The sequence below is a fragment of the Agrobacterium larrymoorei genome (assembly GCF_037722385.1).
Classification (GTDB): Bacteria; Pseudomonadota; Alphaproteobacteria; order Rhizobiales; family Rhizobiaceae; genus Agrobacterium; species Agrobacterium larrymoorei_C.
The window spans coordinates 355,903-373,975 of the sequence record NZ_JBBKAQ010000003.1 but is presented as its reverse complement, the minus strand read 5'-3'; the positions used below and the strand labels follow the sequence as shown (position 1 = coordinate 373,975).

17 protein-coding genes and 1 pseudogene are annotated in these 18,073 nt (G+C 55.6%); 9 read left to right on the top strand and 9 right to left on the bottom strand.

What is annotated here, in order from left to right; genetic code table 11:
- Window positions 1-12 precede the first annotated feature (12 nt).
- The 3 genes from WKI41_RS07085 to WKI41_RS07075 all read left to right on the top strand — a co-directional run bounded on the left by WKI41_RS07085 (window position 13) and on the right by WKI41_RS07075 (window position 2,963).
- On the top strand, window positions 13-285 hold the full coding sequence (locus WKI41_RS07085) for a hypothetical protein (RefSeq protein WP_340192778.1): 273 nt from the start codon (window positions 13-15) through the stop codon (window positions 283-285).
- A gap of 452 nt (window positions 286-737) precedes the next feature.
- The gene (locus tag WKI41_RS07080; RefSeq protein WP_340192777.1) at window positions 738-1,811 is read left to right on the top strand and encodes a RelA/SpoT domain-containing protein; all 1,074 of its coding nucleotides are present in this window, start codon (window positions 738-740) and stop codon (window positions 1,809-1,811) included.
- Between the two features lie 186 nt (window positions 1,812-1,997).
- The gene (locus WKI41_RS07075) at window positions 1,998-2,963 is read left to right on the top strand and encodes a hypothetical protein (protein WP_340192776.1); all 966 of its coding nucleotides are present in this window, start codon (window positions 1,998-2,000) and stop codon (window positions 2,961-2,963) included.
- Window positions 2,964-3,074: 111 nt separating this feature from the next.
- Here the strand turns inward: WKI41_RS07075 and WKI41_RS07070 are convergent, their stop codons facing one another.
- The 3 genes from WKI41_RS07070 to WKI41_RS07060 form a co-directional block, all read right to left on the bottom strand.
- A complete protein-coding gene (locus tag WKI41_RS07070; protein ID WP_340192775.1) occupies window positions 3,075-4,523 on the bottom strand; it encodes an AAA family ATPase in 1,449 nt (482 codons plus the stop codon).
- 216 nt (window positions 4,524-4,739) lie between these two features.
- Window positions 4,740-5,171: a hypothetical protein gene (locus WKI41_RS07065; protein ID WP_340192774.1), complete on the bottom strand. Its 432-nt coding sequence runs from the start codon at window positions 5,169-5,171 to the stop codon at window positions 4,740-4,742.
- A 525-nt stretch (window positions 5,172-5,696) separates the two neighbouring features.
- Window positions 5,697-6,020, bottom strand: a complete 324-nt coding sequence (locus tag WKI41_RS07060; protein ID WP_340192773.1) for a hypothetical protein — start codon at window positions 6,018-6,020, stop codon at window positions 5,697-5,699.
- Window positions 6,021-6,053: 33 nt separating this feature from the next.
- On the opposite strand from WKI41_RS07060, the pseudogene WKI41_RS07055 reads away from it, so the two are divergent.
- A pseudogene (locus WKI41_RS07055) lies at window positions 6,054-6,359 on the top strand (JAB domain-containing protein); the annotation flags it as partial.
- Between the two features lie 128 nt (window positions 6,360-6,487).
- On the opposite strand, the gene WKI41_RS07050 reads toward WKI41_RS07055, so the two are convergent.
- On the bottom strand, window positions 6,488-6,652 hold the full coding sequence (locus tag WKI41_RS07050) for a hypothetical protein (protein WP_340192772.1): 165 nt from the start codon (window positions 6,650-6,652) through the stop codon (window positions 6,488-6,490).
- Between the two features lie 301 nt (window positions 6,653-6,953).
- Between WKI41_RS07050 and WKI41_RS07045 the strand changes: the two genes are divergently transcribed.
- Window positions 6,954-7,376: a TadE/TadG family type IV pilus assembly protein gene (locus WKI41_RS07045; protein ID WP_340192771.1), complete on the top strand. Its 423-nt coding sequence runs from the start codon at window positions 6,954-6,956 to the stop codon at window positions 7,374-7,376.
- A gap of 1 nt (window position 7,377) precedes the next feature.
- Window positions 7,378-9,108, top strand: a complete 1,731-nt coding sequence (locus WKI41_RS07040; protein WP_340192770.1) for a TadG family pilus assembly protein — start codon at window positions 7,378-7,380, stop codon at window positions 9,106-9,108.
- A gap of 68 nt (window positions 9,109-9,176) precedes the next feature.
- Here the strand turns inward: WKI41_RS07040 and WKI41_RS07035 are convergent, their stop codons facing one another.
- Window positions 9,177-10,553: a class II 3-deoxy-7-phosphoheptulonate synthase gene (locus WKI41_RS07035; protein ID WP_340192769.1), complete on the bottom strand. Its 1,377-nt coding sequence runs from the start codon at window positions 10,551-10,553 to the stop codon at window positions 9,177-9,179.
- A 496-nt stretch (window positions 10,554-11,049) separates the two neighbouring features.
- Between WKI41_RS07035 and WKI41_RS07030 the strand changes: the two genes are divergently transcribed.
- Window positions 11,050-11,958, top strand: a complete 909-nt coding sequence (locus tag WKI41_RS07030) for a LysR family transcriptional regulator (protein WP_340192768.1) — start codon at window positions 11,050-11,052, stop codon at window positions 11,956-11,958.
- On the opposite strand, the gene gor is transcribed toward WKI41_RS07030, so the two are convergent.
- The 3 genes from gor to rpiA all read right to left on the bottom strand — a co-directional run bounded on the left by gor (window position 11,936) and on the right by rpiA (window position 14,841).
- On the bottom strand, window positions 11,936-13,324 hold the full coding sequence (gene gor / locus WKI41_RS07025; RefSeq protein ID WP_340192767.1) for a glutathione-disulfide reductase: 1,389 nt from the start codon (window positions 13,322-13,324) through the stop codon (window positions 11,936-11,938). The genes WKI41_RS07030 and gor overlap by 23 nt on opposite strands.
- A 204-nt stretch (window positions 13,325-13,528) precedes the next feature.
- Complete coding sequence (locus tag WKI41_RS07020) at window positions 13,529-14,125, bottom strand: DUF2059 domain-containing protein (RefSeq protein WP_340192766.1); 597 nt, start codon at window positions 14,123-14,125, stop codon at window positions 13,529-13,531.
- Window positions 14,126-14,142: 17 nt separating this feature from the next.
- A complete protein-coding gene (gene rpiA / locus WKI41_RS07015; protein WP_112952472.1) occupies window positions 14,143-14,841 on the bottom strand; it encodes a ribose-5-phosphate isomerase RpiA in 699 nt (232 codons plus the stop codon).
- A gap of 336 nt (window positions 14,842-15,177) precedes the next feature.
- Between rpiA and gph the strand changes: the two genes are divergently transcribed.
- Window positions 15,178-15,867, top strand: coding sequence for a phosphoglycolate phosphatase (gph, locus tag WKI41_RS07010; protein WP_340192764.1), 690 nt, complete (start codon window positions 15,178-15,180; stop codon window positions 15,865-15,867).
- A gap of 109 nt (window positions 15,868-15,976) precedes the next feature.
- Here gph and rpsD read toward each other — a convergent pair whose 3' ends face one another.
- On the bottom strand, window positions 15,977-16,594 hold the full coding sequence (rpsD, locus tag WKI41_RS07005; protein WP_340192763.1) for a 30S ribosomal protein S4: 618 nt from the start codon (window positions 16,592-16,594) through the stop codon (window positions 15,977-15,979).
- A gap of 436 nt (window positions 16,595-17,030) precedes the next feature.
- On the opposite strand from rpsD, the gene WKI41_RS07000 reads away from it, so the two are divergent.
- The gene (locus WKI41_RS07000; protein WP_340192762.1) at window positions 17,031-18,020 is read left to right on the top strand and encodes a TerC family protein; all 990 of its coding nucleotides are present in this window, start codon (window positions 17,031-17,033) and stop codon (window positions 18,018-18,020) included.
- Window positions 18,021-18,073: the final 53 nt, after the last annotated feature.

Genomic DNA, 18,073 nt, shown 5'->3' with positions numbered 1-18,073 from the left:
TTCGGAGGCCACATGCAGCTCAAGAAATCGTTTGCATATCGCAACAGCAACCATCCTGGGAAAGCGTCAGTCTTCTTAGAGCAATCGAGGCCGCCAACTGGCTACAAGGATGCTGGTGTCGAAATTCGGTTCGATATGGGGACCGAGGAGAAGCGGGAACGACTGGCGGTGTGCATCCACAAAAGTGACTTCGCGATTATCGCTCAACAGATGGCGGAAGCTGACCGAGAAGCGGCAATTCAGGCTTTTTCAAATGCTCTGATCAAGTCCAAGCCGAACCGCTAGGCCGCTGCTCTTCCCAACCTATCTACGGGGGATGGCGTTCCCAGACGCCTCCCCTTACGTAGTAAGGGCAAATGCCGGGAACGCGGGAACGTCAATGAAATCATATAGTTAAGCCGTTCCCGGAAACGGTGGGAACGCCGGGAACGGGAACGTGTTATTGAATGATATCAATCACTTACCGTTCCCGTTCCCACGGGAACGGCCGTTCCCAGAAATGTCGGGAACGGGTTTTTGGCCATGGAAATTGGGCGCTGTGCAGGTGTCTCCGCCCGGATGTGCACGGGTACTGAAAGGATATTTAATGAGGTATTCTGGTGTTACCTTGGGTTGAAAATCATGTGGGCACGGGTTGCATTGCCATTGACGAACAATTCTGCGGTAGGGACAATGGCGTCACCTCACCTGCCAAGTCTTTGAGCCTTGATCTGGTGTAACTAGATAAGGTGATCCCATTGGCTTACGAAAAACCATCGTGCTCCATGAACAGGCTGGACAAGGCTTGCGCGCGTCTCTTTCAGCCTGATTGCGCCGCGGACGAATGGGTAGAAGGTTTGCAATTGTTGTCCAATTGGAGGGCCGCGCACAGCTACCCGCTCAATGCGCTGAACACGACGTTGAGAAACAGAATACTCTCTGTGGACAAGGATGCTATTACAGCACAGCGATTGAAGCGCCTTGAATCAGTTCTGAGAAAGCTTCGACGTCGCCCTACGATGCAGATGTCGCAGATGCAGGACGTCGGTGGCTGCAGAGCGGTCGTAGGTGGAATGGGTAATTTAGGTAAGGTGTTGCGGCTTTATGTTGACAGACCCCTCCGGCATTCCCTGAATAAAATCGACAATTACATCGATACACCAAAAGAAGATGGTTATCGGAGCATACATATGCGCTACAGGTTTGCAGGTCGTGCTACAGCATCTCCCTGGAACAACTTGCGTATAGAAGTCCAGATCCGAACAAAGTTGCAACATTCTTGGGCGACTGCCGTGGAGACCGTGGATGCCTTCACGGGCGAAAACGTAAAGTTTGGAAGCGGCACTCAAAAATGGCGTCGTTTCTTTTCGCTTATGGGATCCGTTCACGCATTTTACGAACGGCAGCCGCTGGTGCCAAGTACGCCAACATCAGTAACGGAGCTCCGAGAGGAGTTGGCTGATCTATCGAATGATTTGAATGTCGCCTACATGTTGAGATCTTACGCAAGAATCGGTCGACAGATGCAAGGGTATATGAACGGCAAAGATTATTGGTATCTGCTGGAATTGATGCCTGAGACAAGTGCTGTGAAAATGACCTCCTACCCCACTAGAATGTCTGAGGCTGCGAAGGTCGACTACGCAGAGGCGGAAAAGCGATTCACGGGCACCTTAAATCAAGCGGTATTGGTCTCGGTGGATTCTATCAAGGATCTGCAGAAGGCCTATCCTAACTTTTTTGGCGACACGAGACTTTTTTTGTCCTCTTTGGAGCGGTTCTTGAGCGAAGAACGTCAGGCGAGAAATAAATTGTTCCCAATTCTTATGTAGAAACAACATCTTGACCGTATCACAAATTTGCATCTGGCATGATCCGCAGTATATCGCGTGTATCTCCAGAACAAATATTGCCGGCCTTGCAGAACTGGCAGCTTAGGTCTTACGCCAAATGCTCGGCGCCTTTTAGCTAGTCGGGCATAGGCTAGCGTCCTTATCGGATAATGAACGGATGAAAAAATGAAGCGAATTCTTGTCGGATTGAGTAGCCCTATTGCGTACAACTACACTGGCCTAACAGGCCGGGAACCTCCTAAAACGATGCTCTACGGAGCTACCGGGATGTTCATCCTCTACGATGAAATTTGGTTTGTTTCTGCCGACCAGTGCCCCCCAAATATGCGGTCCCTGCCGTACGTTAAATTCTTAGAGCGGGAGGTCAATCCAGCCATTCTGGGAGGCAACTTCCGACATGAGACTGAAGCAGTCAGTGCCGAGCTTCAATCCGCGCTCGACCGGCAAATGCTCGAAGGTTGGGACGATCTTCTCCAGCACTACGATCCTGAAATCAAAACAAAAGCTTACGATAACCACGGCCGCGGAGGGCGCGGATTGTTTGAGTTCGGTGCGGGACATATGTTCTCGCCACGCGAATTGGCCGTAGATCTATCAATAGTAGCCAAGCTCACAGGATATGATTTTGACTTAGCGCTTCATCCGTTTACGGAAGATTATGTTGCGTCACCGTTCGGAAGCTTAGATCAAAGCCGCAACCTGATTGCTCATGACCAAGTTGAATTAGCAACTAAACTTATCCAAGTCGACCACACCTATGACTATATAAATGCGGATGGCCCTTATCATCCTGCCATAGAAGAGGTTCGCCAAGATGAACTCATGGCGCATTTTCGAAAATGGATGGCTGGACACACCTCTCGCTTAGACAACGGAGAAATTGTTGAAATTGAACGAGAAGTGAACGCTCAATTGAAAACGTTGATGGAGAAGAGCTTGAGAAAGTATGTGAAGAGCAGTTCCTTGACCCAGATTGGCGTTCAGTGGATGAAAACTGGCCTGATGGAAGCTGCGGCTCCTGGTTCAAGCATAATTGACAAAGTGATCACGCATTTTCGCGACAGAGCGAAGAAGAAAGACGCATCATGGCAGGCTTTCATCGCGTTATCCAGGGATCGCTTGCGGGCATAGACTCTAGTGGCAGGTCATCATGCAACAGATTGCGGAGGGCGCGCTGCATCTAAGCGTCCAGGTGGCAGATAATCAAAAATGAAAGGGCGGCCTTACGACCGCCCTCTCCCTTCAAATCCTAACCGCTCCGGTCGTGAATGTTCCCAGACCATGAGCAAAGTGCCCACCAGGCACATCAAGCCATTTGGCAGTTTTCTCTCCCTTGGCAGCCGTACGCACGATCGACCCCTTGCCAAGCGCATCATCGACCAGCCCATGCAGCTTGGTCTTCGACAGACTCCTGAGTTCATCCGGCAGGCGTTCCCGCATCTCGAACACGCCGCTTGCACCCGACTTTGTGAACGGGGATCCGGCATTGGCTGCGGCCTCAACCGTCACCACTAGCGCTCCGATCAAGTCGCCGGTTGACGGCGTGGATGAACCGAGCAAAGCCGTCTTGTCGACCAGAAGACCATGCTCATTGCGGACATAGGTCGAGATGATGCGTCGAGCTGCGCCGTTCGCTTTCACGACGCCGCCGAGCACCACTCTACCCGGCACGAAATCTACGCCGACAGCCCTGCAGACCTTGCGCGCCCTCGCTTCTTCCGCCGGCCACATAGCATAGGCTAGACGAAGGCCGTCGACCAAAGCGGTGCTGCCTCGGATGCTATCGCGCGCATCGCCAAGCGTTTCAATGGGCTTTTGCGTTTTTCGCATGTGGTGCGCAACCAGAACCGTCGCGCCGGTCTCAGTAGCGAGGCGAGACAGCGACGTGCATACGAATTGGCCAGCGGCCGGGTCTTCATTCAGAGGGAGGTGCGCGAAGCTCGACAACGGATCGAATGTCACCAGTCGGAGATCATCTATCTCAGCCAGCTGATCGCATATGCGCCGGTAGTGCTCGGTTTCCTGCAAACCCTTCTTCCTATCATCCATCCAAAAGGCCTGCGCGCCACCGGCTGAAGGAAGAGGTACGACGATCATCTTGCGCCCGAGCTCGGAAAACCTGTGCTCGCGGTGATCAAGCGCAGCGATGCGCCGGTGAACCTCGCTTGCGTCATCCTCGCTCGTGATCATTACCGACGTGCCTTGCGCGGTAACTCGTCCGCCAAAGATCGGGCTGTCGTAGATGCTCGAACCGAAAGAAACGCGTCGGTGAAGCTCGAGCATTGCGTACGATTTGCCGGTGTCGCCCATAGCCGAGACCATGCCTGGCACGCCTGCTGGCATGACGCCGTCGACGAGATAAGAAACCTCGGGAGGCTCACCCTTGAATCGATCGACCGTCCAGTCGAAGATAGACAAGGATGGACCTGCAGGAACGTTGTCGTTTGCAGCGACCGGGCGAACTGGTGCTTTACCGTCTACTGTCGTTAGGTAGTCGGTCATCACCATCCGGGTATCGCCGAGGCGGTCGAACTCCACGCGCGACATGAAGTTGCCGGGGTAAATGACCGTGCCTTCGCCGTATTCGGTGTGGATGACTCGATCGCCGATGCGCCACGGCGAACCAGGATGTGAATAGCCAGAGGCGTCGGGCTTAGGCTGCGTCGTTGATACTGGCGGTAGTTTGGCCACGGGCGACTTCCCTCATTGCAATCTCAGCGAGGCGATCAGCGATCACCGGTTCCATTGTGACGGCGGAACCGCCAGCGATAGATGGGCCGAAGACTCTCAGCCCCTTCTGTGATTGAACAAGCTTAAGGCCGTAGGCTCTTATGCCGGGAGCTATCTCGGCATCAAACCGAGCAATGGTATTGCCGCCCTCGAAAGGGCGGCGTAGGGATAGGATCTTCATGCAGATTCTTTCTGGCCAGCCAGAACCCGCGCTTCGAAGGCTTTCTTCCACTCGTCGAGGGTCATGCCGGTGTTCCCCTCGTCGTCGCTGACGCCACCCAACGGATCGATTAGTGCCTCGTAATTATCAACGTGATCCCCATCGGTTGCGAAGAAAGGAAAGTTGCCGCCAGGACATACTCGCCACGCGATGATGGACCGTATGCGGTAATGGAATTCGTTTTTCCACTGATCGACAAACACCGCGGCGTGGCCAGGGTTTGCTGGCACGACAGGATAGAAGGCTTCTTCGATGTCTCCGATTACTTTGGCGGTTTGCTCTCCTCCCGTAGACAAAAGAATCTTCGTTAGTCCGCTGCGGAGATGTTGATGTTGGACGACGTGTTCGGAATTGATCGTCAGGCCTTCGGTGGTGAAAATTGCGGGCATGTGGTCTCCTCTTGTGGTGTGGTGGTGGTTGGTAAGGGCCGGCAGGCGTCGGCAGGCGTAGAACTTCAAGAGGCGTCCGGTTCGCTCCTGCTCGCCACGTATTCCATTGCCTCTTTAAGCTTCGGTGGAATGGTCTTCCCCCGCTTCACGGCCCGCCTAAGCATCCCGGCGCATGCCTTGGGGCTCAAGATGAACCGGTCATCCACTTCGCTCATGGGCTGAAGTATGTCCGTTAGGTTTTTGACGGACGCATCGTTAGGCCATTCCTCAACATTGATCCGGCCTGCAAGCCCCCGAGGCATGGACTTTTTGTCGAAAAGCCAAACCTTCACATCCCCATCACCTTGCGTGAAACTGGGGGGGGGTATCCCAAATGTCGACAGGCTGCTGATCGGTCTGTTTGAAGTGTTCATCGGTGAACAGGGGTGCGGTCTCGTAGGTGGAATTATTGTTGTCAGTCATAACTTCTCCTCTCGCCAGCAGCGCTGGGCGTTGCATGTGGTTGACGATGTTGGGCTGGGTGGTCTAGGCGACGACGCTCATTGCGTCTGCAACGGCAATCTCTTCGGCGATGGCGAACGCGCGCATAAATGCATTCTCATCGATAGTGGGAAAGCGCGCGCGGATGATTCTCACTCGGTCTTGCTCGGGAATGTCCCTGTATTCTTCGACTAGAAACTTGGCGAATTCGGAAGCCTGGTCATTCATGCCGCCGCCCTCGCGCTGATTTTGGCCTGTACCCGGCGCAGTTGTTTTGTCGTTCTGATGTTGCATGGTTTCTCCTTCTTGCGTGATGATGAAGGAATGCTGGCGGTTACATAGGGGCTGGTCAATTGCCTCAGAAGCCAAGGTACGTAACTACGCAAAATCAATTACTTATAACAGTTTCGCATTCTCTTCCTCGATAAGCGCAACGTGCTGATTGCCGATGAGGTACAGGGACAGGGCACGGTTGATCACACGCCCGTCTATCCACGCGAGCTTGTAAGGCGCGCTCTGGAGCTTTCCTCAACCGCCATCATCCTCGTGCACAATCATCCCAGCGGGGACCCGACACCGTCCAAGGCCGATATCGATATGACGAAGACCATCATCGACACGGCAAAGCCGCTTGGCATTGTCGTGCATGATCATATCATTATCGGCAAGGACGGGCATGTGAGCTTCAGAGGTCTGCGGCTGATCTGAGATGGTCAATGATGTCCATCGTCAGCTAAAAGCCTTTCCCCTGAGGCCTAGCGCCTCTGGAAGGGGCTGAGGTCGGCGTATGGTGATTGTAGGGGAGCCGGTAAAGAACCCGCCCCCTGCTTGTATGATTAGTGACGATCACTCTCTCGGTGTGAGCACCGCTTCATCATCTTGTCGATCAATGACCGATCGCCGCCAAACCGGTCCAAGACCTCAACGGCCTTTGGCAGGCTTAGAGCATATGCCTGCTGAAGCTGCTCAACGGTGTATGGCTGGTTCTTTAAATCGTCCATGTGCATTCTCCTTACGGCCCACAAATGCAAATGGTAGAAGGTGGGTTCCACAACTGCCAACTCTCGCTCTCAACCACTCGCTGTAACAGCGTTTAGCTGCGATCGGCCGCCTGTTTCAGAAATCATATGTGACGTAACCTGTAACGGCGGATAGCGGTGACTGATCATTGTCTCTACTTATGAAGGTATATTGTCGCCATCCCAAAGTGATACACAACCAAGAGCTTTGTCATTAAGAAAAAAGCAACCTGGTTGAATTAGCATTTCCGAAAATAACGCAACAAGCGTATCGGAGGATGCCATGGGACTTATGGCAAAAATGCTTCGTAATCGTGCGGGCTCATCTACCGTCGAATTTGCGATTATTGCGCCAATATTTCTGCTGGTCCTACTGACCATGATTGCCTACAGCATCTACCTGATGACCGCCTACTCCGTGCAGCAGGTTGCGGCGGATGCAGCCAGAACCGCTATCGCCGGATTGAACAACAATGAACGGGAAGCGCTGGCAAAGGACTTCGTATCGCGCAGCGCTCTGAGCTACGCCTTCATGGACAAGCGCTATTTCAATGTGACGGTCGGCAGCGATCTCAGCAACAGCAACCAGTTCACCGTGACCGTGGAGTATGATGCCACAGAGCTACCGATCTGGAGCCTCTACTCCTACGCCCTTCCAGAAAAGACCATCAAGCGTTTCTCGACTATCCGGATCGGAGGGGTCTGACATGAACGGAGCAAAACTTCAGCAGTCGCGTCTGTGGAAGAACACATCCGGCAACATCGCTATCATGGCTGGCCTTACTGCTCCGCTCTTTGCCGGCATTCTGGCACTCGGCGTCGATTATGGCGCGTTGACGCTGCAAAAGCGGGAGCTTCAGCAAACCGCGGACCTCGCCGCTATTTCCGCTGCCGGCGCACCCAACCCCGACCAGGCCGTGTTGCAGCACTTCAAGCTCAACGGCAAAAAGCTTGGCGTGAAGATTCCCGCTGGCGTGTTGACCGATACCGGGATCGTGCCCATCGACATCAATGGCGACGTACCTGGAATGGACGGTTATGCCGAGATCACCAAAGGGCGCTATGTGCCGGACCCAAATACCGATGTCGGCCAGCGGTTCGTGGCCAACGCCACTCCAGCCAATGCAGTAAAGGTAGAGATCGTCGAACGAGGAGAGCTCTATTTTGCGTCGAGCTTTACGACCTCACCAAAGGTTTCGGCAATCGGCACCGCCGCGGCGCAACGTATAGCGGCGTTCTCTGTAGGCTCACGTCTGCTTTCCCTCAATGAAGGCATCCTCAACGCACTTCTCAGCGGGCTCCTGGGTTCCTCCGTCAGCCTCAAGCTGATGGACTATCAGGCACTTGTCAGCACCGACGTCAATCTGTTGAAGGTGATTGACGTTCTGGCAGTCGACCTCGACCTCCAGGCTGGCACCTATCGCGAGGTGCTGGCGACTGATGTTACCGTCAGCCAGTTCCTCAGCGCGCTTAGCCGCACGGCCGGCCTGTCTCCCTCTGTCGCAGCAGCGGTGAAAACTCTTGAGCGGACGGCAAACAAGAGCAGCATCAGTCTTCCTCTGGAAAAAATCGTCAACCTCGGACCGTTTCTGGATTCGATGGTCGGCAACAGCGAAAACCTCAAGGTCACAGCAGGTGTCTTTGATATCATCTCGGCCGCAGCGGTGGCTGGTAATGGAAACCAGCAGATTGCGATCAATGCAGGCGCGTCAGTTCCGGGTCTTGCCGCAACCAAGATCACGCTGGCGGTGGGCGAGCCTCCCGTCAGCACGCCTCCGCTTGCCGTCGGCGCATCGGGCACGGTCGTTCGAACGGCGCAGACACGCCTTGCCGTCGAGACTTCTGTAACGGGTCTGAAAGCACTTCTTGGCCTGCAAATTCGCATCCCTCTTTATGTCGAGGTGGCCAATGCGGAAGCAAGGCTTGCTGATATCCGCTGCATGACACCGGGTAACGGCGCGGTCGACATCGACGTCGTCCCTGGCCTTGCTGAGATTTCGCTTGGGACTGTCGACACAAGTGCATTCAACAATTTCGGCCGCGCGCCCCGCGTCACCAAAGCGTCGATCATCGATTCTGCCGTGCTCAAGATCAACGGCATGGCGCAGATCAACAGCGGCAACATGACGAAGAGCCGACTAACTTTCTATCAATCGGAAATCCAGCTTGGAAAGATCAAACAGGTCTCGACAAAGGATGTCACCACATCGTTGGTCACTTCGCTTCTGAAGAAGCTCGACCTCGATATCAACGTGCTTTTCCTGACGATCGGCTCACCCACAGTTCTCCAGGCAGCGCTTGCAGACACGCTGGGTGCTGCGACGAAACCGATTGATGAGCTCCTCTATAACACCCTACTGGTGCTGGGCGTGAAGATTGGCGAAGCGGATGTGCGGGTGACGGATTTACGTTGCATGCAGCCTGTGTTGGTTCAGTGATTTTCTTTGAAACAAGAAAGCCGCCGAATCGCTCCGGCGGCTTTTGCATTGTTGGCATGTCTACAAACTCAAGCGTTGGCGACGGCCAGGCGCTTTTCGTCACGACCACTCTTCATGCGCTCGGACAGGAGGAACGCCAGTTCCAGGGCCTGGTCGGCATTGAGGCGCGGGTCGCAGTGCGTGTGGTAGCGATCGGACAGCGAATCTGCGGTCACGGCGCGCGCACCGCCGGTGCATTCCGTTACGTCCTTGCCAGTCATCTCGATGTGGATGCCACCCGGGTGCGTGCCTTCGGCGCGGTGGATCTGGAAGAAGCTCTCCACTTCCGAGAGAATGCGCTCGAATGGGCGCGTCTTGTAATGGTTGAGCGTGATGGTGTTGCCGTGCATCGGGTCGCAGGACCAGATGACCTTGCGGCCTTCTTTCTCGACGGCGCGGATCAGCTTCGGCAGGTGGTCTGCGACCTTGTCGTGTCCGAAGCGGCAGATCAGCGTCAGGCGTCCTGCCTCGTTGGTCGGGTTAAGCGCGTCGATCAACTGGATCAGATTGTCAGGCTGCAGCGACGGGCCACACTTCAGACCGATCGGGTTCTTGATGCCGCGGAAATATTCCACATGCGCGTGATCGAGCTGGCGCGTGCGGTCACCGATCCACAGCATGTGTCCGGAGGTCGCGTACCAATCGCCGGAGGTGGAGTCGATGCGGGTTAGCGCTTCCTCATAGCCAAGAAGCAGCGCTTCGTGGCTGGTGAAGAAGTCCGTTTCGCGGAGGCTTGGGTTGTTATCCGCGCTGATGCCAATCGCCTTCATGAAGTCCATCGTTTCGGAGATGCGACCAGCAAGCTTGCGGTAGCGATCCGCCTGCGGGGAATCCTTGACGAAGCCAAGCATCCACTGATGCACGTTCTCCAGATTGGCATATCCACCCATCGCGAACGCGCGAAGCAGGTTCAGCGTTGCAGCCGACTGGCGGTATGCATCCAGCTGGCGCTCCGGATTGGGAATGCGGGAGCCCTCGTTGAATTCGATGCCGTTGATGATGTCGCCACGGTATGAGGGCAGTTCCACGCCATTCTGCGCTTCGATGTTGGACGAGCGCGGCTTGGCAAACTGACCGGCAATGCGGCCGACCTTCACGACAGGCAGCTGTGCGCCATAGGTCAGCACAACGGCCATCTGCAAGAAGGCACGAAAGAAGTCACGGATATTGTCGGCACCATGCTCCAGGAAGCTTTCCGCGCAATCGCCACCCTGCAGAAGGAAGGCTTCGCCTTCGGCAACGCTAGCAAGCTGTTTCTTCAGACGCCGGGCTTCGCCGGCAAAAACCAGCGGAGGATAGCTTGCAAGCTGGGCTTCCGTTGCTGCCAGCGCAGCAGCGTCAGGATATTGCGGAACCTGCTGGATGGGCTTTTGTCTCCAGCTACCGGGCGTCCAATTCTGTGCCATTCTACTCACCTGTCTCCCCGCCCGAAGATTGCGCGGGCGTCCGCTCCTTTAAAAATTGAGCGGCTTATAAACCTTTGCAGGGAACTTGCCTAGTCAATTACCGACGCTTTTAGACCTAGGAAAGCGCTCGGAATTCTCGATTATCCTTGCATTGAAGCCCCAGTGCTTGACGTTGTCGTTTTTTACGATCGGTCGCGATTGCACGACCGCTGCACAAGCTGCCAGAGATACACGGCGAAATGATCAAGACGGGTCGATGGCCATGTCTCCCATCGGTGATCATCTTCCCGCTTTCGCTCCGTGACGCTGGCACGAGCCACTCTCTCCATCGAAAACATCGTTTCCGGCAGCATGGTCTTCCTCCTGTTACTCGAGAGGAAGTAAGGCAGAGGCTGCGGGCGGCGTAGATGCAGGAATGAAACGCGCGTTTCAGTGCCTAACGGTGCAACGCGGCATCGATCGGGCTATAAATGACCTATCAGCCAGGGAGCTTGCCATGACAGACGTGAACTGGGACGATCTGAAACTCTTCCATATCGTTGCGACCGAAGGTGGCCTGGCAGGCGCGGCCGGTCTCACCGGCATCAGTGCGCCGACGATTGGACGCAAGATGCTCTTTCTCGAAAGGACGATGGGGCGCACGCTTTTCATCCGCAGCCAGCAGGGCTACAAGCTTGCGCCCGATGGGGTGAGCCTGTTCGAACGGGTTCAACATATGCGAAGGACCGCGGCAGAGATCAGCCAGTGGCACGGTGACGCCTTCTCGCTGCCAATCGTCTCGATCTCCAGCAATATTTGGCTGATGGGTTTCATCGCCGAAAACACCAGTGCCATTCGTGGACCGGAAGACGCTTTTCGGCTTTGCTGCAAGCACTTCGGACCCGACGACGATCTGACATTCCGACGCGGTATGATCGGGGTTTTCGACGCCCCTCCGCAGCACGGCAACTTTGCTGTGCGCAAGTCCGTCACCGTCAATTACTGCGTCTACCGATCGAACGAACTTCACCAGGAGGGATCCGCGCCCTGGATTTCGATCGGAACGGAAGTCGCGGCGTCGGACGCGGAGATGTGGGTTTTTCGCAACCGGGAGCAGATGATCCACACATGGACAAATGCGCCGGCGCTTTTGCCGCGCCTAATCCAGAGCCGGGCTGGCAAGGGGGTCTTGCCCGCCTATATCGGCGACGCCCTACCCGGCGTGGTGCGAGACGGCGACATCATCGAAGAACTCGGGCACTCGCTGTGGATCACCGTCAACGATGACGATCGTCATACGCCCGAAATGCGGGTGGCCATCGACCGGCTCGCCGCGCTTTTGAAGCGCAACGAGCGATTGTTTGAAGGCGCTCAGGAGGCGCCAGTAGACCAACGGACCCCGGTTATACTCTTTCCCCGTTCTTGATCCGATAGCTTGGGGAATACATCGTCACCAGTTCTTCAGCGGCCGTCGGATGCACGGCCATGGTGGCGTCGAAGTCATCCTTGGTGCAACCGGCCTTCAGCGTGATGCCGAGAAGCTGCGCCATCTCGCCGGCCTCGTGACCCAATATATGCGCACCGACGACCTTTCGATCAGCGGCGTTGACAAGGAGTTTCATGATCGTCTTTTCCTGACGACCGGAGAGCGTCGCCTTCATCGGACGGAACTGCGCACGGTACACTTCGACTTCCTCGAACTTGGCTGCAGCCTGTTCTTCCGAGAGGCCAACGGTGCCGATTTCCGGCTGTGAGAACACGGCCGTGGCAATCAGATGGTGATCGGGCTTGGTCGGATTGTTCTTGAACTCCGTCTCGATGAAGCACATGGCCTCATGAATGGCGACCGGGGTCAATTGTACCCGATCGGTGACGTCACCCAGCGCGTAGATATGAGGGACATTGGTGCGCGAATACTCGTCCACGACGATCGCGCCCTTTTCACTGGTTTTGACGCCTGCCTTTTCGAGACCTAGACCCTTGGTGTTGGGGTCGCGCCCAAGCGCCAGCATGACTAGGCCGACATGGATCGAGGCGCCCTGTTTGGTGCGGGCCATGAAGCCGCCTGCCCCGTCCTTGCTAACTTCCTGGATTACGTCTTCCAGTATTATGCGAATTCCCTTGGCTTCCATTGCTTCATGCAGACCCTTGCGCATGTCGCCATCAAAGCCGTTAAGGATTTCCTTGCCGCGATAGATCAGCGTCGTTTCGACACCGAGGCCATGGAAGATGTTGGCAAACTCGACGGCGATATAACCGCCACCGGCGATCAGGATCGATCTGGGCAGTTCTTCCAGATGAAACGCCTCGTTGGAAGAGATGGTCAGCTCGTGACCCGGCAGTGACGTGTGGACATTCGGCGTGCCACCGACGGCAATGACGATGCGTTCCGCGGTCACCGTCTGCCCGGTGCTGAGAAGCTTCACCGTGTGTGCGTCGACGAGTTCCGCCCGACTGTCGAAGATGTCCGCCTTGGCGTTTTCCAGGCCCTTGCGATAGAGGCCTTCGAGGCGCTCGATCTCCTTGTCCTTGGCGGCAATCAGCTTCTTCCAGTCGAACGTACCGTTCCCGACGGTCCAGCCAAACCCTGCGGCATCTTCGAAATGTTCAGGGTATTGCGACGCGTAGACGAAGAGCTTCTTCGGCACGCAGCCTCTGATCACGCAGGTGCCTCCGTAACGATATTCCTCAGCAATGCCGACGCGCTTGCCAAGCGAAGCTGCCACACGGGCGCTGCGCACACCGCCGGAGCCGCCGCCAATAACAAAAAGATCGTAATCATAGGATGTCATCATAAACCCCTGTCATCGGCCGAGACCCGCATACGGCATCGACAATCTTAGCGTGAAAAATCAGCTCGTTACGCCAAGCTGCGCACCGAAGAAACGCGCAAGACCCAAGCGTTTTCTTGATGCTCATATAGGTGTCGGTAGCTGTAAAAGAAAAGCCCGGAATTTCTTCCGGGCTTTGAAAAATAATGATCGATCAGCCAGCAATCATGGCTTTGGCGCAGGAGCCGCGGCCGGAGCAGCCGGCGCGCCTGGCGCACCACCAACATTGTTTTCGTTCGCTGGAAGCGGCTGGAGGTCGGCACCCGCAACCTTCTGAAGCTCGGCCATGCTCGACGCGTTGAGATCGCGGTTGATGCCAGCTGCCCAGATATCGGCGGCCTTCATCAGTTCGCGTGTCGCAATCGGACCATCCTTGAGAAGCTTCTTGCCAGCTTCGCTGCTGTAGAACGTCGAAATGGCTTTCAGTTCATCGATCGAGAAAGCGCGAGCATAGGTCAGCGCTGCTTCACGTTCCAGATCGGCGCGGCGTGGTGCGAGTTCAAGCGCCTTGGCATCGACGGTCGCAGTGATCTGGTCTTCGACGTTCGGCGACGACTGGATTAGTTCAGACTTCAGACGCTCAGCAAGACCCGGCAGAATGTTGTCGAAGCGATCGGTCACGCCCAGAGCCGTGATTGCCTGCTTTGCAGCAGCGATATGATCTGCAGAAATTTCCTGCGCGCGTGCGGCGGTGCCGAACACAAGGCCGGAAAAAAGGATCGAAGCAGCGGCAGCTTTGCCCAGTCCCGCTAGTTTACCCATGAACTCTCTCGCTCCTGTTATATTTTCGCTTGCATGACGCGGGCGCCATCCGGCCCAGCGATGATGGCAAGCGATGCCAAATTAATGAAAAGTCCGTGCTCGACGACCCCTGGAATCGTATTCAGCTGACGTGCCAGCGCTTCTGCATCAGGAATACGGCCAAATGATGCGTCGAAAATGAGATGACCACCATCGGTTTTGAACGGTCCGTCTTCGGAAGAACGTAGCTTCAACTCGCCCGAAAGGCCCATTTTGGACGCCAGTTTTTCGATGGCAATACGGGTTGCAATCTGGCCGAAGGCATTGATTTCGATGGGAAGCGGAAAGGCGCCCAGTGTCTCGACGACCTTCGTCTGATCCGCAATCACGATCATGCGCGCCGACGCGGCCGCGACGATCTTCTCCCGCAGCAAAGCACCGCCACCGCCCTTGACCAGTCGAAGACCGTGATCGACCTCGTCGGCGCCGTCAATCGTGAGATCGAGTTCGGGCAGTTCATCCAAAGACTTCAGCGGAACGCCAAGCTCGACGCATAGACGCGCTGTGCGCTCCGATGTCGGAACACCTTGAACTTTGAGGCCGTTCGATACTTTTTCGGCAAGCAGGCGGACAAATTCTTCCGCAGTAGAGCCCGTTCCGATGCCAAGACGCATGCCGTCTTCAACATGGGCAAGTGCAGCCTCTGCGGCCTTGATCTTCATTTCGCGGGCATCCATGCGCCTGCAACTCCGCTTTACTCATCGCCGTGCGACGAACATCCGCACGAGATCACCATTGTGATTGTACATCGGAAAGCACCAAATGACGGTTGCCAGCCTTTGTGACTGCGTGTGTTTACACGTCTAGAAAGTCAAACGAAAGCCCCTTTTGCTGCTTCAAAATAGACCATTCAGTGGTTTCGGCCGGCTGAGATCAGGCCCGCAGCCTCAAGCGGTTAAAGCAAAAGTGCGAAAGCGCTGCTCAGGCTTCGTCCAGATGTCGAATAGCGTTTCGATTTCCTGCGCGATGCGTTAGGTTCTCGCACTATCAACACGACAGACGAGGTTTCCTCTTTGACTGCACCCCTTGTTATTTTCGATCTCGATGGAACGCTGATCGACACGGCCCCTGACCTGATCGACAGCCTGAACCACACGATTGCTGCTGCAGGCCTTGCACCGGTCACCTTCAACGACCTGACGCATCTTGTCGGCCAAGGCGTTCGCGTCATGATCGAACGGGCATTTGCGCTAAGAAACAAGGCGTTGCCCCCGGAAGATGCGGAGCCCCTGCACGAACGTTTCATTGCCCACTACAGGGAAGAGATGCCGGGCAACAGCAAGCCTTACCCTGGCGTCCTCAAGGCACTGGATCGCCTCACTGCTGCAGGCTTTGAACTCGCAGTCTGCACCAACAAGACATCGGTTCTGGCGATCCCTTTGCTGGAAAAACTGGGACTGAAGGATCGATTTGCGACGATTACCTGTGGAGACACATTCGAGTGGCGCAAGCCGGACGCGCGCCACATTCTCGGAACCATAGAAAAAGCCGGCGGCGACGCGGGGCGCAGCATTATGGTGGGTGACAGCGTCAACGACATTCTGGCGGCGAAAAATGCCAAGATCCCGTCCATCGGCGTGACCTTCGGTTATACAGACGTGCCTATGGCAGAGCTTGGACCGGATGTGACAATCGACAGCTATGAGGCTCTGGATGCGGCACTTGTCGAAAGACTGCTAGCGCAGAATGCGGCTGCCGCCTGAAGACTGATCGTCCTTGGCACAGCACCAAGGACTGAACCTTGCTCATCGAAAAATGCGCACAAAAAAGCCGGCCACGAGGACCGGCTTTTCTGCTGAACTTGAACGCGGATTAACGCGAGTAGAATTCGACGACCAGATGCGGTTCCATGATGACGGCGTAAGGCACGTCAGCAAGAGCCGGTACGCGAGCGAAGGTCGCGACCATCTTGTTGTGATCGACTTCGATGTAGTCCGGAACGTCGCGTTCTGCGAGCTGGACAGCTTCAAGAACGATTGCGAGCTGCTTGGACTTCTGGCGCACTTCGATAACGTCGCCAACCTTGCAACGGTAGGAACCGATGTTGACGCGAACGCCGTTAACAGTGACGTGGCCATGGTTGATGAACTGGCGAGCCGCGAAAACGGTCGGCACGAACTTGGCGCGGTAGACGATGGCGTCCAGACGCGACTCGAGCAGACCGATCAGGTTCTCGGAGGTGTCGCCCTTACGACGGTTGGCTTCGTCGTAGGTTGCACGGAACTGCTTCTCGCGGATTTCGCCGTAGTAACCCTTCAGCTTCTGCTTGGCGCGCAGCTGCGTGCCGAAGTCGGACATTTTGCCCTTGCGGCGCTGACCGTGCTGGCCAGGGCCATATTCGCGACGGTTAACCGGGGACTTTGGACGACCCCAGATGTTTTCGCCCATGCGGCGGTCAATTTTGTACTTGGACGATTCGCGCTTGCTCATCGTATTTCCTTCTCAACAGTTTACACCAGTCTGTTGCGAGACCGGATTAAGGAAACACGCCCTCCTCTGAGGTTCTGCTGAAGAACCTCTGACAGGCTTCTCACATGCGATATGGAGAGACCACGGGACATGTCGGTGATGTTGACCGCCGAACGTCAGCTATTTGCTGCAAGGCAGTCAACGAAACACACCGGGCATTGCTACCCGGCGTTGGAGCGGCTTCTAGGGGCGCTTCATAAAAATGTCAACGACAAAACGACGAAAGCCCCTTGAAACCTGTGCCGCGCCTCCCATTTCATCCTGGTGATCAGGACTCGGGCCCCTCTGGCGTATTACCGGACAATACGCGATGTCGAGTCTCCAAGGTTGGGGCGTCGTCTATTTTTCATCACGTTCCCAATCATTGAGCCAACCTCGTCCGGACAAAGGTTGACTGATGGACTTTCTGTTTACGGATTTTCTCGCTACCCCCACCTGGATGTGGGGAATTTTTATCACTCTCGTTTTAGGCCTTTTGGCGCTCGATCTTGGCGTTCTGCATAAAAACTCCAAGGAAATCGGCATCAAGGAAAGCCTGCTGATGTCAGGCTTCTACATTGCCATTGGCTTGGCCTTCGGTGGCTGGATCTGGTTCCAGTCCGGTCAGCAGCCGGCGATGGAATATGTCACGGGCTTCGTGGTGGAAAAAAGCCTGGCGATGGACAACATCTTCATCATCGCCATGATTTTCTCCTACTTCTCGATCCCGCGTCAATACCAGCACCGCGTGTTGCTCTGGGGCATCCTCGGCGTCATCGTTCTGCGTGGAATCATGATTGCCGCCGGTGCTGCGATCGTCGAAAACTTCCATTGGGTCCTCTACCTCTTCGCCGCGTTCTTAGTATTCACCGGTATCAAGATGCTGTTCTCGGCAGACCATGAAGAGCAGGACATCGGCAAGAACCCGATCCTGAAGTTGCTGCGCTCGCGTCTGCCCGTCACGGAAAAGCTTCACGAGGAGCGCTTCTTCGTCAAGCAGCCTGATCCCAAGACCGGCCGGTTGAAGACCTTCGTGACGCCGCTGTTCCTGGCGCTCGTCATGGTGGAAATCGCCGACTTGATCTTTGCAGTCGATTCGATCCCGGCGATCTTCGCGATCACTACCGATCCGTTCATCGTCTACACGTCGAACATCTTCGCGATCCTTGGACTGCGCGCCCTCTACTTCGCGCTTGCCGCCCTGATCCACCGCTTTGCATACCTCAAATATGCGCTAGCCGCGGTTCTGGTCTTCGTCGGTTCCAAGATCTTCCTGGCCGACATGCTGGGCATCGCGAAAATCCCGCCGTCGATCTCGCTTGGCATCACCGTCGCGATCCTCCTGACAGGTATCGTCGGCTCGCTGTTTGCCACGCGCAACGACAAGAAGGTCATCGACGAAGTCTAAAAGCGTTCATCATTGAGACTTGGAAAGGCGGGGCGACCCGCCTTTTTCTATGG

Coding starts and splice junctions, on each gene's coding strand:
- WKI41_RS07085 (WP_340192778.1), top strand. CDS start 13: ATGCAGCTCAAGAAATCGTTTGCATATCGCAACAGCAACCATCCTGGG.
- WKI41_RS07075 (WP_340192776.1), top strand. CDS start 1,998: ATGAAGCGAATTCTTGTCGGATTGAGTAGCCCTATTGCGTACAACTAC.
- WKI41_RS07065 (WP_340192774.1), bottom strand. CDS start 5,171: ATGCCCGCAATTTTCACCACCGAAGGCCTGACGATCAATTCCGAACAC.
- WKI41_RS07050 (WP_340192772.1), bottom strand. CDS start 6,652: ATGGACGATTTAAAGAACCAGCCATACACCGTTGAGCAGCTTCAGCAG.
- WKI41_RS07045 (WP_340192771.1), top strand. CDS start 6,954: ATGGGACTTATGGCAAAAATGCTTCGTAATCGTGCGGGCTCATCTACC.
- WKI41_RS07040 (WP_340192770.1), top strand. CDS start 7,378: ATGAACGGAGCAAAACTTCAGCAGTCGCGTCTGTGGAAGAACACATCC.
- WKI41_RS07035 (WP_340192769.1), bottom strand. CDS start 10,553: ATGGCACAGAATTGGACGCCCGGTAGCTGGAGACAAAAGCCCATCCAG.
- WKI41_RS07030 (WP_340192768.1), top strand. CDS start 11,050: ATGACAGACGTGAACTGGGACGATCTGAAACTCTTCCATATCGTTGCG.
- gor (WP_340192767.1), bottom strand. CDS start 13,324: ATGACATCCTATGATTACGATCTTTTTGTTATTGGCGGCGGCTCCGGC.
- WKI41_RS07020 (WP_340192766.1), bottom strand. CDS start 14,125: ATGGGTAAACTAGCGGGACTGGGCAAAGCTGCCGCTGCTTCGATCCTT.
- rpiA (WP_112952472.1), bottom strand. CDS start 14,841: ATGGATGCCCGCGAAATGAAGATCAAGGCCGCAGAGGCTGCACTTGCC.
- rpsD (WP_340192763.1), bottom strand. CDS start 16,594: ATGAGCAAGCGCGAATCGTCCAAGTACAAAATTGACCGCCGCATGGGC.
- WKI41_RS07000 (WP_340192762.1), top strand. CDS start 17,031: ATGGACTTTCTGTTTACGGATTTTCTCGCTACCCCCACCTGGATGTGG.